The following is a 13,908-nucleotide window of genomic DNA, read 5'->3' on the forward strand; positions in this document are numbered from 1 at the left end:
CGCGCAATAAATTGCGTCGCTACGAGCCGTGCGATTATCGAATAATTTTTCAAATGGGACATTTCATGCTGGAGTTGTTTAAAGCCATCGGGCTGGGATTGGTGGTGATTTTGCCGCTCGCCAATCCGCTGACCACGGTGGCGCTGTTTCTCGGCCTGGCCGGAGAGATGAATTTCCAGGAGCGTAATCGCCAGGCGATGCAGGCCTCGATCTACGTGTTCCTGATCATGATGGTGGCGTGGTATGCCGGCAGCGCGGTGTTGCACACCTTTGGCATCTCCATTCCCGGCCTGCGCATGGCGGGCGGATTGATTGTGGCGTTTATCGGTTTTCGCATGCTATTTCCGGCGAAACCGGTCGGGCATTCGGTCGAAGCCGAGCACAAGCAGGATGAACTGGACGCGACCGACAGCAACCGTGAAACCGTCAACATCGCATTTGTGCCGCTGGCGATGCCGAGCACCGCGGGACCGGGCACCATTGCGATGATCATCAGTTCCGCGTCGACGGTTAAATCGGGCGTAGATTTCCCGGCATGGGTGGTTGCCGTCGCCCCGGTGCTGACGTTTTTGGCCGTGTCGGTGATTTTGTGGATTTCGCTGCGCAGTTCGGGCGCCATCATGAAGCTGGTTGGTAAAGGTGGCATCGAAGCGATTTCACGTCTGATGGGCTTTTTGCTGGTGTGTATGGGCGTGCAGTTCGTGATTAATGGCGTGTTAGAAGTGATTCACAATTATCATTGAGACCACGTTGAAGACGCGCAATGAATTGCGCCGCTACGGTATTTGCGCCTATCCGTAGCGGCGCGGTTTATCGCGCAGTTTTAAGCGATTTATTCACCTTTCAACGTTTTACGCACTTCTGCTACCTGATCTTTCGTCACCGCTGGTGCACTGTTGCTCCAGCCCTGACGAATGAAGGTCGCCAGTTTAGCCACTTGATCATCATCCAGACGCTTAGCAAAATCCGGCATCGCCAGCGTTGATGGCGCTTTCTCAGTGGATGGCTGCTGCGCACCGGCCAGAATGGTGTGGATCAAACCACCAGGATCCTTGGCATTGACGATGGTCGCCTGATCCAGCTCCGGGAAGATCCCCGGCGCACCTTTACCGGTGACAAAGTGGCAGGCGCCGCAGTTGTCGATATACAGACGCTCACCTTCCGACAAGCCTTTCGCCGCGGTCAGTTTCGCTTCCGTCGCCTGCTGTTTCTTCACGTCATACGCCTGCAGCGCCGGGTTGCCGCCAAGGAACTTCAGATAGGAGGCAATCGCTTTCAAGTCGGCATCGGTCATGTGCGAGCTCGAGTGCTCAATCACTGACTTCATCTCACCGCCCACTGCTGCCTTATCGTTACGACCGGTTTGCAGGTAATCGACAATCTCCTGCTCGCTCCAGCGCGGCAGACCGCGCAGTGACGGCACATCCCAGTTGTTCAGGCTGCCACCGGCAAGGAACTGATCGTCGCCGCTATCCAGCGCTTTCTCGTTCATGCCGAGGCCGCGTGGCGTATGGCAGCTGCCGCAGTGCCCCAGGCTTTCGACGATGTAAGCACCGCGATTAACCTCTTCTGACGCGCCGCCAATCGGCTGGAATGGCTTGTCAGAGGTAAACGCCCAGTTCCAGAAGCGCATGCCCCAACGCTGGCTGAACGGGAAGCTCAGATCGGTTTCCGGCGGCTGCTCGCTGCTTGGCTTCACGCCTTTCATGAAATAGACGTAAAGCGCGTGCATATCGGCGTCGGAGATTTTGGCGTAATCCGGGTACGGCATCGCCGGATAGAGACGCGACCCGTTCGGCAATACGCCTTTGCGCACCGCGTCGGAGAACTGCTGCTCGCTGTAGTTGCCGATGCCGTGCTCTTTGTCCGGCGTGATGTTGGTGGAGTAAATGGTGCCGAGATTCGACTCAATCGCCAAACCACCAGCGTAATCCCCTTTACCGGAAACGGTATGGCACGCCATACAGTCGCCGAGACGCGACAGGTATTCACCCTGCTTGATCAATTGAGCTTCATCTTCCGCGTGTGCCTGCAGTGCAAAGCTGCCCAGCAGCACGGCGTTGGCGATTAACAATGATTTTAATTTCATGCGCTTATGCCTGTACCAGTGGACCGGGATTTTTCAGATAATGTTCTTTAATGGCTTGTGCCGCCATCAAGGTGATCGCGCCGATGGTATCGGTCGGGTTCGCCTGGAAGTTTTGCGGGAAGGCGTTGCCGCCCGGTACAAACACGTTATGAACATCCCAGCTCTGCAGGTACTTGTTCAGTGCAGAAGTTTTCGGGTTATCGCCCATCACCGCGCCGCCCACGTTGTGGGTCGAAACGTATTTGGTGAGGTCAAAGTCCGCGCCCATTGGCAAGAAGCTCATGCTCATGCTGTCTGGGTTCAGCTCTTTGGCGATGTTGCCGACGATGCCTTTCAGGTGCTGTTGCAGCTTCAGTTCATTCTCTTTCCAGTTGAACGTCATGCGCAGCAACGGCTGACCGCGATGGTCGGTGTAATTCGGATCCAGATCCAGATAGATATCGCGATACGACTGGCAGGTAGTGGTGATGCTGATCTTCATGGAATGGTTGTACCACTCCTCCAGACCTTCTTTGTAACCCATGCCCCACGATGGCGTGCCTTTCGGCAGCGCAGCAGCCATTGGCGTGCCGGTGGCTTGCGAGCTGTGGATCTTGGCGCCGCCGAGGAAGCCAAGGCCCGGACCATCGAAGTTGCCTGGTGAGATGTCGTTGAACATCTGGCCGGTGGCGCCGGCGGTGGCGTAAGAGTTGAAGTTTTTGTCTTTGAAGAACAGGGTTGCGCCGCCGTTTGACAGGAACGCGTAGTTACGCCCCACCACACCTTCTTCGGTGATTGGGTTATACGGCTTGCCGATACCGGAGAGCAGCATCAGGCGTACGTTATAGAGCTGGAAGCTGGAGAGCACCACGATCTTCGCCGGCTGGAATACTTCGTTGCCGTCCACATCGTAGTAAATCACACCCTTGGCAGTTTTCTGGTCGTCATGCAGTACCACTTTCACCACTTCCGCATGCACTTCGTATGAGAAGTTCGGCATACGTTTCAACGCATCCATCACCGCCGTTTGTGGTGAGGCTTTTGAGTAGTTGAGGCACGGATATTTCGAGCAGTAGCCGCAGTAGTTACACGGCGCGATCTGGTTGCCGTACGGGTTTTTCCACGCGCGTGATACGCACGCAGATGGGTTCGGGAACGGATGATAGCCGAGTTTGGTGGCCGCCTCTTTGAACATCACGTTGTTCAGCGTATCTTCCAGTGCAGGCAACGGATAAGGTTCAGAACGCGGACCTTCAAACGGATCGCCGCCCGGCAGAATCTGGCCGCGCAGGTTGCCGGTGTTACCGGATTGACCGCAGATCAGCTCAAACTTGTAGTAATACGGCTCGATCTCTTCCCAGGTAAACGGGAAGTCCATCACGCGCATATCTTCCTGCAGGATGCCCGGCTTGTAGGCCTCATCGACGTAGGTTTTCAGCTTCAGGTCGGTTGGGGTTGGACGAATCAGCACCGCCGTCCAGTGCATGCCCGCGCCGCCCACGCCGGTACCCGGCGCAAACGCGCCCCATTTACGGGTGGGCAACGCCGTCTGGCTGCTGTTGTAACGCACGGTGACCGCCACTTCTTTTGGCGTCGCGAACACTTTATTCCGCACGTTGTAGGCGTATTCATCAGCCGGTTTCGGATAAGCGAAATCCGGGTAATCACGCTCGCCGCCGCGCTCTAATGCGCGCACTTCGAGTCCCGCCATCGCCAGTTCGATACTCATCAACGAGCCGGCCCAGCCGAGGCCGCAAACGACGACGTCGACTTCTTTCTTTGTAATCTGTGCCATGTTAATCCTGTCTCACATACCAAAAACGGGGGTGTGCTTACGCGCTTTCACCCAAGAGGCTGACCGGTCCCAGCGGGTACGGCACGTTGTGCTGCTTCACCCATTCGGTAAAGCTGGCGCGTGCGCCCGGGAAGCCGATGGCAATCCAGGCTTTCATGCCTTTGTTGCCGCCGTACATCGGGTCAGCGAGGTAGCCATGTTTGGTATCTGAGAGCAGTTGGCCGAAGAACTGCGAGGCCTTCAGGTTCTCTTCGCCCAGGGCGGCGAAGTCAATGCCGTCGTTTTTGTTCACTTTGGTGAGCACCGCATCTTTCTCTTCCAGTGACAGCTCATGGAACGGTTTCTGGAAGTTGCTTTGCGTCCACTGATTCACCAGCTTGATACCGGTTTGGTACATCTGCTGTGGCGTGAACGGGATTTGATAACCCATGGTGGCAGGCGCATGCACGTTGAACGGACCCTGCATGTAAATCTCTGCCCCGAACTCCGGGCTGTGCAGCTGCTGATCAATAAAGATCGGCACGTTGGTTTCCAGTGCACCTGGCGCTTTACCTTTGCCGCCGGCTGGAATCAGGCGATCGGTTGCGGCCAGAATAAATTGCCACTCATCGGCACTGAAAAAGATCGGTTTATAGTCGGCGAGCTCGGGTGCTGCCATTTCCGCAGCTTGAGCCGCAGTTAATCCCTTAAATACCAGGTCACTTAATGGCAAAGCCAAAAGCGACCCAAGTAAAAACTTACGTCTGGTGGTCGGTTTATTTAGAAGCATGGCGCGACGACTCTCACTTGCTAAGAAAGATAATTATTTTTGTTAATAGCTTTATAAATCGGTAAATAACCTGGCAATCTTAGGGATATAGGTATTTCAGAATGTAAAAATTCAATTATGGATGTGTTTTGATGAAATTCAGTCATCATGTTGAATTTAGGTTAAGGCTTGGTAAAAGGCTTTCGAGGCGAAAAAACAGGGTTTAACCGTACATTTGATGGGAAAGTGGCACGAATCAGTGGGCATTTGACCAGGGATTATCGCGCAAAGAAATAATCGCAGAAATGAATCAATGAAAAAAAATCATACTTCCATACCAGAGAACTATTCTCATTTATAACATCTTATTTACTTTATTGACCAGCAGATGAACGATCTATTTCGTGGAAATAGCAAGTCGCGCACAAAATAAACGCAATAATTCCCCCAGGTAATCAATTGTAATATTCCGGCACAGCTCAGAACAAACCGGCATTTTGCCAAAGCGACGGCAGAGATAGAGTGAATTTATCTATCACTCAGGACAATAATAATGCGCTCACTGATTTTGCTCGTCGCTTTATGGGGCAGCAGTTTTGCACTGCATGCCGCCACACCGAAAGATACCCTTGTCGTCGCCGTCCCGCTCGACGGCATTATTAGCTTCGATCCCGCTGAAAGCTTCGAAACCGTCAGTAACAGCGTGCAGCGCAACATCTACCAAACATTAGTGGAGGCAGATCGTAATGATCCGCAGAAGCTGGCACCGCTGCTGGCCACCCACTGGCAACAGGGCAGCACGCCGCACAGCTTAGTGTTCAACATCAAACCCAACGCACACTTCTCCAGCGGCAATCCGGTGACGGCGCAGGATGTGATCTTCTCACTGACGCGCGCGGTGCAGCTGAACAAAGCGCCCTCTTTCATCCTCGCCGAATTTGGCTGGACCAATGAAAACATCGCCAGCCAGTTCAAAGTGCTGAATGACCATCAGTTGGAGATTCAGTGGCCAGCGCAGATTGGTCAGAATCTGGCGTTGCGCCTGCTGACCGCGCCGGTGGCCTCGGTGGTGGATAGCAAAACCGTGCAGCAACACGTCGCCAATAACGATCTCGGCAACGGCTGGCTGCATACCCATTCCGCCGGCAGCGGCGCATTTATCCTTCAGCAATATGTGCCACAGCAGGCGCTGGTGCTGAGCGCTAACCAACAAGCGAATCCGCAGCCGAAGCTGAAACGCATTCTGCTGAAAGGCGTGGCGGATGCCAGTGCGCGTCGTCTGCTGATTCAGCAAGGCGATGTTGATGTGGCGTATCAGCTTGGCCCGGATCAAATTGATGCGCTGAAGAGCGACAAGAATCTGCGCATTGAAGCCTTCCCTTCGAGCCTGGTTTACTACCTCGGTTTCAATACTAAAGATAAAGCGCAACCGGCGTTAGGCAATCCGGCGCTGTGGCAAGCCGCGCGCTGGTTGGTGGACTACAACACCCTCTCGAAGGATTTGCTGAAAGGTCAGTACCGCATTCATCAGAGCTTCCTGCCGCAGGGCTTTGACGGCGCGCTGGACGATCAGCCGTTCCACTACGATGTGGCGAAAGCCAAAGAGATTTTAGCCAAAGGCGGCATCAAGCCGGGGACGAAGTTTGCGCTGACGGTGATCAATCAGCCGCCCTACATTGACGTGGCGCAGGCGCTGCAGGCCAGCTTCGCCCAAGCGGATGTGCAGATTGAGTTGCAGCCGGTGGCGGAATCGGAGCTGTGGAGCAAAATGCGCGGTCGCGATTTCCAGTCGATCTTCATTTACTGGGGCGCAGACTATGTCGATCCAAACACCAACGCCAGCGCCTTTGCCTATAACGTGCCGGGCGGTTCCAAAACCCTGGCGTGGCGCGTCGGCTGGGATATTCCGGATCTGAGTGCGAAAACCCGCGCAGCGGCCGGTGAAAGCGATGCGGTTAAGCGCCGTGCGCTCTATACCGATTTGCAGAAAACCGTGCAGCAGAACTCACCGTTCGTGGTGACGCTGCAGGGCGCGCAGCAGGTTGCGGTGCGGAATAACGTGAATCATGTGCAGCAAGGGATTGGTGTGAGTTTGCTGTTTTTTGATACGGTGCAGAAATAGTTTTGGATTGTGCTCGCTTTCCCCCTCCTCGGTCCTCCCACCAAAATTGTGCTCGCATTCCCCCTCCTCGGTCCTCCCCCATAAATGGGGGAGGAAGATGCTGCCATATGTTCGTTCAGAAGCTGCATGTGGCAGCATCTCCTTCCCCCGTTTACGGGGGAAGGCCGGGATGGGGGATAGCAGGCACATAATTACGCCTTTTTCGGCACAATCCTCCTCCCTCCTCGCGCGCCGCTTGCTATCCTTCTGGCATAACCTATTGCCTGAGAGCGAAAAAATCATGACCACTCCGTTACTGATTGCCCAAACGCCTGACGTTCAACTGCATCTTCTCTCCAACATGGCGAACCGCCACGGTTTGATCACCGGCGCTACCGGCACCGGCAAAACCGTTACGCTGCAAAAGCTGGCGGAATCCTTCTCCGATATCGGCGTGCCGGTGTTTATGGCCGATGTGAAAGGCGATCTCACCGGCATTTCCGCCGCAGGTGAAGGATCCGAGAAGCTGCTGGCGCGCCTGGCGAAGATTGGCGTCAGCGACTGGCAGGCGCAGAAAAATCCGGTGATGGTGTGGGATATTTTTGGTCAGCAAGGCCATCCAGTGCGTGCCACGGTATCCGATCTCGGCCCGCTGCTGCTGGCGCGGCTGCTCAACCTTAACGACGTGCAATCGGGCGTGCTGCAAATCATCTTCCGCATCGCCGACGATCAGGGCTTGTTGCTGCTGGATTTCAAAGATCTGCGCGCCATGACGCAATACATCGGCGACAACGCCAAAGCCTTCCAGACGCAATACGGCAACATCAACAGCGCGTCCGTTGGGGCGATTCAGCGCGGATTACTGGCGCTGGAGCAGCAAGGTGCTGAGCACTTCTTTGGCGAGCCGATGCTGGATATTCGCGACTGGATGCGCTGCGATAGCAACGGCAAAGGCTTTATCAACATCCTCTCGGCAGAAAAGCTTTATCAAATGCCAAAACTCTACGCCACCAGCCTGCTGTGGCTGCTGGCCGAGCTGTATGAGCACTTGCCCGAAGCTGGCGATCTCGATAAGCCGAAAATGGTGTTTTTCTTCGACGAAGCGCATCTGCTGTTTACCGACGCGCCGCCGGTGCTGCTGGAGAAAGTTGAGCAGGTGATTCGCCTGATCCGTTCGAAAGGCGTTGGCGTCTATTTCGTCACGCAGAATCCCGCTGATATTCCCGATAACGTGCTGGGCCAGCTCGGCAACCGCGTGCAGCATGCGCTGCGCGCCTTTACACCCAAAGATCAGAAAGCGGTAAAAAGTGCCGCCGAAACCATGCGCGCCAATCCGGCGTTTGATACCGTCGAGGCGATTCAGGCGCTCGGCACTGGCGAAGCGCTGATCTCCTTTCTCGATGAAAAAGGCAGTCCATCGATGGTGCAGCGAGCGATGGTGATTGCGCCCGGCTCGCGCATGGGACCGGTTACGCAGGATGAACGCAATGGCCTGATCAACAATTCGCCGCTGTACGGTAAATACGATAGCGAAGTCGATCGCGAGTCGGCATTCGAAATGCTGCAAAAAGGCGTGCAGGCCACCACGCAGCAAGCCAATGCGCCGGAAGCCAAAGGCAACAAGGTTGCCGTTGATGACGGTATTCTCGGCGGCCTGAAGGACATTCTGTTCGGCACCACTGGCCCACGCGGCGGCAAGCGCGACGGCGTGGTGCAGAGCGTGGCGAAGAGTGCCGCGCGCCAGGTCACCAATCAGATCATTCGAGGTGTATTAGGAAGCCTTCTTGGCGGCCGCCGTCGCTAATACCCGGCATACTTCAAGCCGCAGGTGCGTTAGCTGTATGTCTTCCTGCAACTCGAATTGTTTAGGGTATTTAAGGAACTATGGATAAATTCCAACAACTTAAGCGCAGCAAACGTCTGGCGCTGTCACTGCTGCTGATTGCGGCAGCCACCTTTATTGTGACGCTGTTTCTGCCAGCCAACTTTTGGGTGCTTGGGCTGAAGGCAATCGCAGAAGCGGCGATGGTCGGCGCATTAGCCGACTGGTTCGCCGTGGTGGCGCTGTTCCGGCGCGTGCCGGTGCCGTTTATCTCGCGTCATACAGCAATTATTCCGCGCAATAAAGATCGCATTGGCGAGAATCTGGGTCGCTTCGTGCAGGAGAAATTCCTCGATACCGATTCGCTGCTGGCGCTGATTCGCCGCCACGATCCGTCGCAGAAGCTGGCGCAGTGGCTGAACACGCCGGGCAACGCCGATCGCATTGGTCGTCATCTGTTACAGGTGATGCGCGGTTTTCTCGATCTCACCGATGATCAGCGCATTCAGCGCTTTCTGCGCCGTGCGGTGCATCGTGCGCTGGATAAGGTTGATCTTACCCAATCCAGCGCGCTGCTGCTGGATAGCCTGACGAAAAATAATCGCCATCAGGAGCTGCTGGATGCGGCGGTACAACAGCTGCTGCGCTTGCTGCACAAGCCCGGTACGCGCGAGTTTATCGCCGCGCAGATTGTGCGCTGGCTCAAGCGCGAACATCCGATCAAAGCCAAAATGCTGCCCACCGAATGGCTGGGCGAACACAGCGCCGATTTGGTGGCGAATGCGGTGGATTCGATACTCGATCAGGTCGCGCTCGATCAGGGGCATGAGTTGCGCCTGGGCTTCGACCGCGCGGTGCAGCGGCTGATTGAGCGGCTGAAAAGCGATCCCGAAATGGCGGAACGTGCTGAAAGCATCAAGAGCTGGCTGAAGGAAGATGAGTCGTTCAATCGCTACATTGGCGAGCTGTGGCAGGATTTACGGGGCTGGCTGAAAGACGATCTAAATAGTGAGGATTCACGAGTGCAGGAGCGCGTCAGACTGGCCGCGCTGTGGCTGGGCGAGACGCTGGCTGCTGACGAAGCGCTGCGCGCCTCGATGAATCAGCATCTGGAAGATGCCGCACGCAGCGTAGCGCCGGAGTTTGCTGCCTTCCTGACGCGCCATATTAGCGATACGGTGAAAAGCTGGGATGCGCGCGATATGTCGCAGCAAATTGAGCTGAATATCGGCCGCGACCTGCAGTTTATCCGCATTAACGGCACGCTGGTTGGCGGAACGATTGGGCTGATTTTGTATGTGTTGTCGCAGGTGCCGGGTTGGATCGAGCGTATTCAGTAAAAAGGTCGCCATGAATGGCGACCTTACAAGGCTTAGCGGCGTTTCATCAGCAGGAACAAGCTGATGGCGAAGAATGCACCGCTCGGCAGAATCGCACCCAGAATCGGCGGCAAACCGTATACCAGGCTTAGCGGGCCAAAAATCTGGTCCAACACGTAGAACAGGAAGCCAAAGCTAATCCCCGTCACCACGCGCACGCCCATCGATACGCTTCGCAGCGGACCAAAGATAAACGACAGCGCCATCAGCATCATCACCGCCACAGAGAGCGGCTGGAAGATTTTGCTCCACATATTCAGCTGGTAGCGCCCTGCAACCTGGCCGCTCTGCTTGAGGTATTTGCTGTAGTTATACAGGCCGGTGATCGAGAGCGCGTCCGGGTCCAGCGCCACTACGCCGAGCTTGTCAGGCGTCAGGTTGGTTTTCCATTCGCCGCTCAGGCTTTGCGAGCCGGTAATTTGTTTGGCATCTTGCAGATCCGATTCATCGACCTGCGACAGCGCCCAGACCTTTTTATCCGCATCCCAGGCGGCACTCGCCGCATAGCGTACGCTGAGTAAACGGCGCTGATCGCTGAACTTGTAGATGCTGACGCCATCAATCTCGTTATCACCTTTGATGCGCTCGATGTAGATGAAGTCGTTGCCGTCCTTCGCCCACAGGCCGTTTTGCGTTGAAACCAGCGAGCCGCCGTACAGCTGCTGTGCACGGTAGTTACGCGCCATCTGTTCACCCTGCGGTGCAACGAATTCGCCCACCGCCATGGTCAATAGCACCAGCGGAATCGCCGTTTTCATCACCGCCAGCGCCACCTGCATACGGGTAAAGCCCGATGCCTGCATCACCACCAGTTCACTACGCTGCGCCAGCGTGCCCAAACCGAGCAGTGCGCCTAGCAGCGCCGCCATCGGGAAGAAGATTTCGATATCTTTCGGTACACTGAGCAACGTGTAGTAACCGGCGTCGAGTGCGGTGTAAGCGCCCTGCCCGGTTTTCCGCAGCTGATCGACGAACTTGATAATGCCCGACAGCGACACCAGCATGAACAGCGTCAGCATGATGGTGTTAAAGATGGTTTTGCCGATATAGCGGTCAAGAACCTTAAACATCAGACCGATCCTCCACGGCTAAAGCGCGCGCGGATGCGACGCATCGGCACGGTATCCCACATGTTCAGCAGCACCGCCAAAGCCAGATAGGAGAAGTTCACCACCCACATCCAGATGGCCGGATCGAAGCGGCCTTTCGCGGCGTTGGAACGCAGAGAACTTTGCAGTAAGAAGAAGATCAGATACAGCAGCATGGCAGGCAGCATCGACAGCACGCGGCCCTGACGCGGGTTCACCACGCTAAGCGGCACCACCATCAACGCCATAACCAGGACGGCAAAGATCAGCGTCAAGCGCCAGTGCAGCTCCGCCTGGAACTGCGGGGTTTTGGTCTTGAGCAGCGTGCTAATATCCGCCTGATCGGCATCGTTCGGATCGAGCGTGGCTTCTTTGTAGCCTATCACCGCCTGATAGTTGACGAAGTCCGTGATGCGGAAGTCACGCAGCAAGGCAGTGCCTTCAAAACGCGTGCCTTTATCCAGCGTCACCACCTGCGAGCCATCTTTGTGTTGCTCCATGTGGCCGCTATCAGCCAGCACCACCGAAGGACGCGCGTTGCCTTTCGGACGCAGCTGCGCCAGGAACACGTTGCCGAAGGTATTGCCCTTCACATCTTCAACAAACAGCACCGCATTGCCGTCGCTAGAGGTCTGGAACTGCCCAGCCGCCAGCGCCGCCGCGCCTGGGTTAGATTTGGCGTTTTGCGTCACTTCCTGCTGATAACGTGATGACCATGGCCCTAACCAAATGACGTTGACCGCCGCCACAAGCGAGGTGAACAGCATCAGGATCATCGCGGCTTTAATCAGCACACTTTTGCCCAGGCCGCAGGCATGCATCACCGTGATTTCACTTTCGGTGTACAGCCGCCCAAGGGTCATTAAAATCGCCAGAAACAGGCTTAGGGGCAGGATAAGTTGTGCCATTTCAGGCACGCCGAGTCCTAACAATGTCAGAACTAAGTTTGTTGGGATTTCGCCATCCACCGCAGCTCCCAAAATCCGCACTAACTTCTGACAAAAGAAGATCAGCAGCAGGATGAAGAGGATAGCCAGCTGGCTTTTGAGCGTTTCCCGAACCAGATATCTAATGATGATCACGCTTAGTACGCCTGTGATAACTTGTCTTTTTGCAGGAAAATCGCTAGTTTCAACGCTTATCAGCCATTTTTCTTCATCAATGGCCGTCATCGTAGCTAAAATAGTATGACGAACGCGTTAGTGTGGTGAAAAAACAACATACTTGTCACCACCACTCATTATGACTACCGGCGTTGAATTGTCATGGCGTCGCAACGAATTAATGAGTTACGAGCGCGCTACATTCTAACGACAGCCAAGGCCGTTGTCTTTAAGATTCAGGAGAGTGCATGGAGTTCAGTGTAAAAAGCGGTAGCCCGGAAAAACAGCGTAGCGCCTGCATTGTTGTTGGCGTTTTCGAACCGCGCCGTTTGTCACCCATTGCTGAGCAGCTGGATAAAATCAGCGATGGCTACATCAGCGCCCTGCTGCGCCGCGGTGAACTGGAAGGAAAAGTGGGCCAAACGCTGCTGCTGCACCATGTGCCGAATATCCTCTCCGAACGCATCCTGCTGATTGGCTGCGGTAAAGAGCGCGAGCTTGATGAGCGCCAGTATAAGCAGGTCATTCAGAAGACAATCAATACTTTGAACGACACCGGCTCAATGGAAGCGGTGTGCTTCCTGACTGAACTGCACGTCAAAGGTCGCAATACTTACTGGAAAGTGCGTCAGGCGGTCGAAACCTCTAAAGAAGCGCTCTACAACTTTGATCAGCTGAAAAGCAACAAAGTCGAGCCGCGCCGTCCGCTGCGTAAACTGGTGTTCAACGTGCCGACCCGCCGTGAACTTACCAGCGGCGAGCGTGCCATTCAGCACGGTTTGGCCGTGGCTGCCGGTGTGAAAGCCGCCAAAGATCTCAGCAATATGCCGCCAAATATTTGTAACGCCGCGTATCTGGCGTCGCAGGCGCGTCAGCTGGCGGATGCGTACAGCAAAAATGTCACCACCCGCGTCATCGGCGAACAGCAGATGAAAGAGTTGGGGATGAACGCCTATCTGGCGGTCGGCGCAGGTTCGCACAATGAATCGCTGATGTCGGTGATTGAGTACAAAGGCAATCATGATCCCGAAGCGCGCCCCATCGTGCTGGTTGGCAAAGGCTTAACCTTTGATTCCGGCGGTATCTCGATCAAACCGGCCGATTCCATGGATGAGATGAAGTACGACATGTGCGGTGCGGCGTCCGTTTACGGCGTGATGCGCATGGTGGCGGAACTTAATTTACCGCTGAACGTGGTGGGCGTGCTGGTGGGCTGTGAAAACATGCCTGATGGCAAATCGATGCGTCCGGGCGACGTGCTGACCACTATGTCAGGTCAAACCGTTGAAGTGCTGAATACCGATGCCGAAGGCCGTCTGGTACTGTGCGATGCGCTGACCTACGTTGAACGCTTCGAGCCAGAAGTGGTGATTGACGTGGCCACACTGACCGGCGCCTGCGTGATTGCGCTGGGTCACCATGTCAGCGGTTTGATGTCGAACCACAATCCGCTGGCACACGAGCTGATCAGCGCATCTGAGCAGTCCGGCGACCGCGCCTGGCGTCTGCCGATGGCGGATGAGTATCAGGAGCAGCTGGAATCCAACTTTGCTGATATGGCGAACATTGGCGGCCGTCCTGGCGGTGCGATTACCGCCGCCTGCTTCCTCGCGCGCTTTGCGCGTAAGTTTAACTGGGCGCACCTGGATATTGCCGGTACCGCATGGCGTTCCGGTAAAGCCAAAGGCGCAACCGGCCGTCCGGTACCGCTGCTGTCGCAGTTCCTGCTGAATCGCGCAGGGTTGAACGGCGACGATTGATTTGGTGATGGCTGTCCCCCATCCCGGCCTTCCCCCACAAGTGG

10 protein-coding genes are annotated in these 13,908 nt (G+C 55.6%); 5 read left to right on the forward strand and 5 right to left on the reverse strand.

The features are described from left to right. The first annotated feature begins 65 nt into the window (after nucleotides 1–65). Nucleotides 66–743 carry a MarC family NAAT transporter gene (locus tag K5Y33_RS15435; RefSeq protein ID WP_110868046.1) on the forward strand — a complete coding sequence of 226 codons (678 nt, stop codon included), beginning with the start codon at nucleotides 66–68 and terminating at the stop codon, nucleotides 741–743. A gap of 89 nt (nucleotides 744–832) precedes the next feature. Here K5Y33_RS15435 and K5Y33_RS15440 read toward each other — a convergent pair whose 3' ends face one another. The 3 genes from K5Y33_RS15440 to K5Y33_RS15450 are packed head-to-tail and all read right to left on the reverse strand — an operon-like array spanning nucleotide 833 to nucleotide 4,632. Beyond that, the gene (locus tag K5Y33_RS15440) at nucleotides 833–2,089 is read right to left on the reverse strand and encodes a cytochrome c (protein WP_222234462.1); all 1,257 of its coding nucleotides are present in this window, start codon (nucleotides 2,087–2,089) and stop codon (nucleotides 833–835) included. A 4-nt stretch (nucleotides 2,090–2,093) separates the two neighbouring features. Next, the gene (locus K5Y33_RS15445) at nucleotides 2,094–3,863 is read right to left on the reverse strand and encodes a GMC family oxidoreductase (RefSeq protein WP_222234463.1); all 1,770 of its coding nucleotides are present in this window, start codon (nucleotides 3,861–3,863) and stop codon (nucleotides 2,094–2,096) included. 37 nt (nucleotides 3,864–3,900) lie between these two features. Further along, entirely contained in the window at nucleotides 3,901–4,632 is a 732-nt protein-coding gene (locus tag K5Y33_RS15450; protein WP_110868049.1) for a gluconate 2-dehydrogenase subunit 3 family protein, read from the reverse strand. Between the two features lie 532 nt (nucleotides 4,633–5,164). On the opposite strand from K5Y33_RS15450, the gene K5Y33_RS15455 reads away from it, so the two are divergent. From K5Y33_RS15455 to K5Y33_RS15465, 3 genes are all read left to right on the forward strand, one after another. Continuing rightward, nucleotides 5,165–6,733 (forward strand): ABC transporter substrate-binding protein, encoded by a 1,569-nt coding sequence (locus tag K5Y33_RS15455; RefSeq protein WP_222234465.1) that lies wholly within the window; start codon nucleotides 5,165–5,167, stop codon nucleotides 6,731–6,733. A gap of 280 nt (nucleotides 6,734–7,013) precedes the next feature. After that, a complete protein-coding gene (locus K5Y33_RS15460; protein ID WP_101762223.1) occupies nucleotides 7,014–8,516 on the forward strand; it encodes a helicase HerA-like C-terminal domain-containing protein in 1,503 nt (500 codons plus the stop codon). An 80-nt stretch (nucleotides 8,517–8,596) separates the two neighbouring features. Next, nucleotides 8,597–9,874 (forward strand): DUF445 domain-containing protein, encoded by a 1,278-nt coding sequence (locus K5Y33_RS15465; RefSeq protein WP_222234467.1) that lies wholly within the window; start codon nucleotides 8,597–8,599, stop codon nucleotides 9,872–9,874. A gap of 32 nt (nucleotides 9,875–9,906) precedes the next feature. Here K5Y33_RS15465 and lptG read toward each other — a convergent pair whose 3' ends face one another. Further along, nucleotides 9,907–10,983 (reverse strand): LPS export ABC transporter permease LptG, encoded by a 1,077-nt coding sequence (gene lptG / locus K5Y33_RS15470; RefSeq protein WP_101762225.1) that lies wholly within the window; start codon nucleotides 10,981–10,983, stop codon nucleotides 9,907–9,909. After that, nucleotides 10,983–12,083 carry an LPS export ABC transporter permease LptF gene (gene lptF / locus K5Y33_RS15475; RefSeq protein ID WP_110868051.1) on the reverse strand — a complete coding sequence of 367 codons (1,101 nt, stop codon included), beginning with the start codon at nucleotides 12,081–12,083 and terminating at the stop codon, nucleotides 10,983–10,985. The genes lptG and lptF overlap by 1 nt, the downstream gene beginning before the upstream one ends. A gap of 269 nt (nucleotides 12,084–12,352) precedes the next feature. Between lptF and pepA the strand changes: the two genes are divergently transcribed. Next, nucleotides 12,353–13,864 (forward strand): leucyl aminopeptidase, encoded by a 1,512-nt coding sequence (gene pepA, locus K5Y33_RS15480; protein ID WP_101762227.1) that lies wholly within the window; start codon nucleotides 12,353–12,355, stop codon nucleotides 13,862–13,864. The last annotated feature ends 44 nt before the right edge of the window (nucleotides 13,865–13,908 follow it).

This window comes from Pantoea sp. DY-17 (genome assembly GCF_019795975.1).
Lineage (GTDB): Bacteria > Pseudomonadota > Gammaproteobacteria > Enterobacterales > Enterobacteriaceae > Pantoea > Pantoea leporis.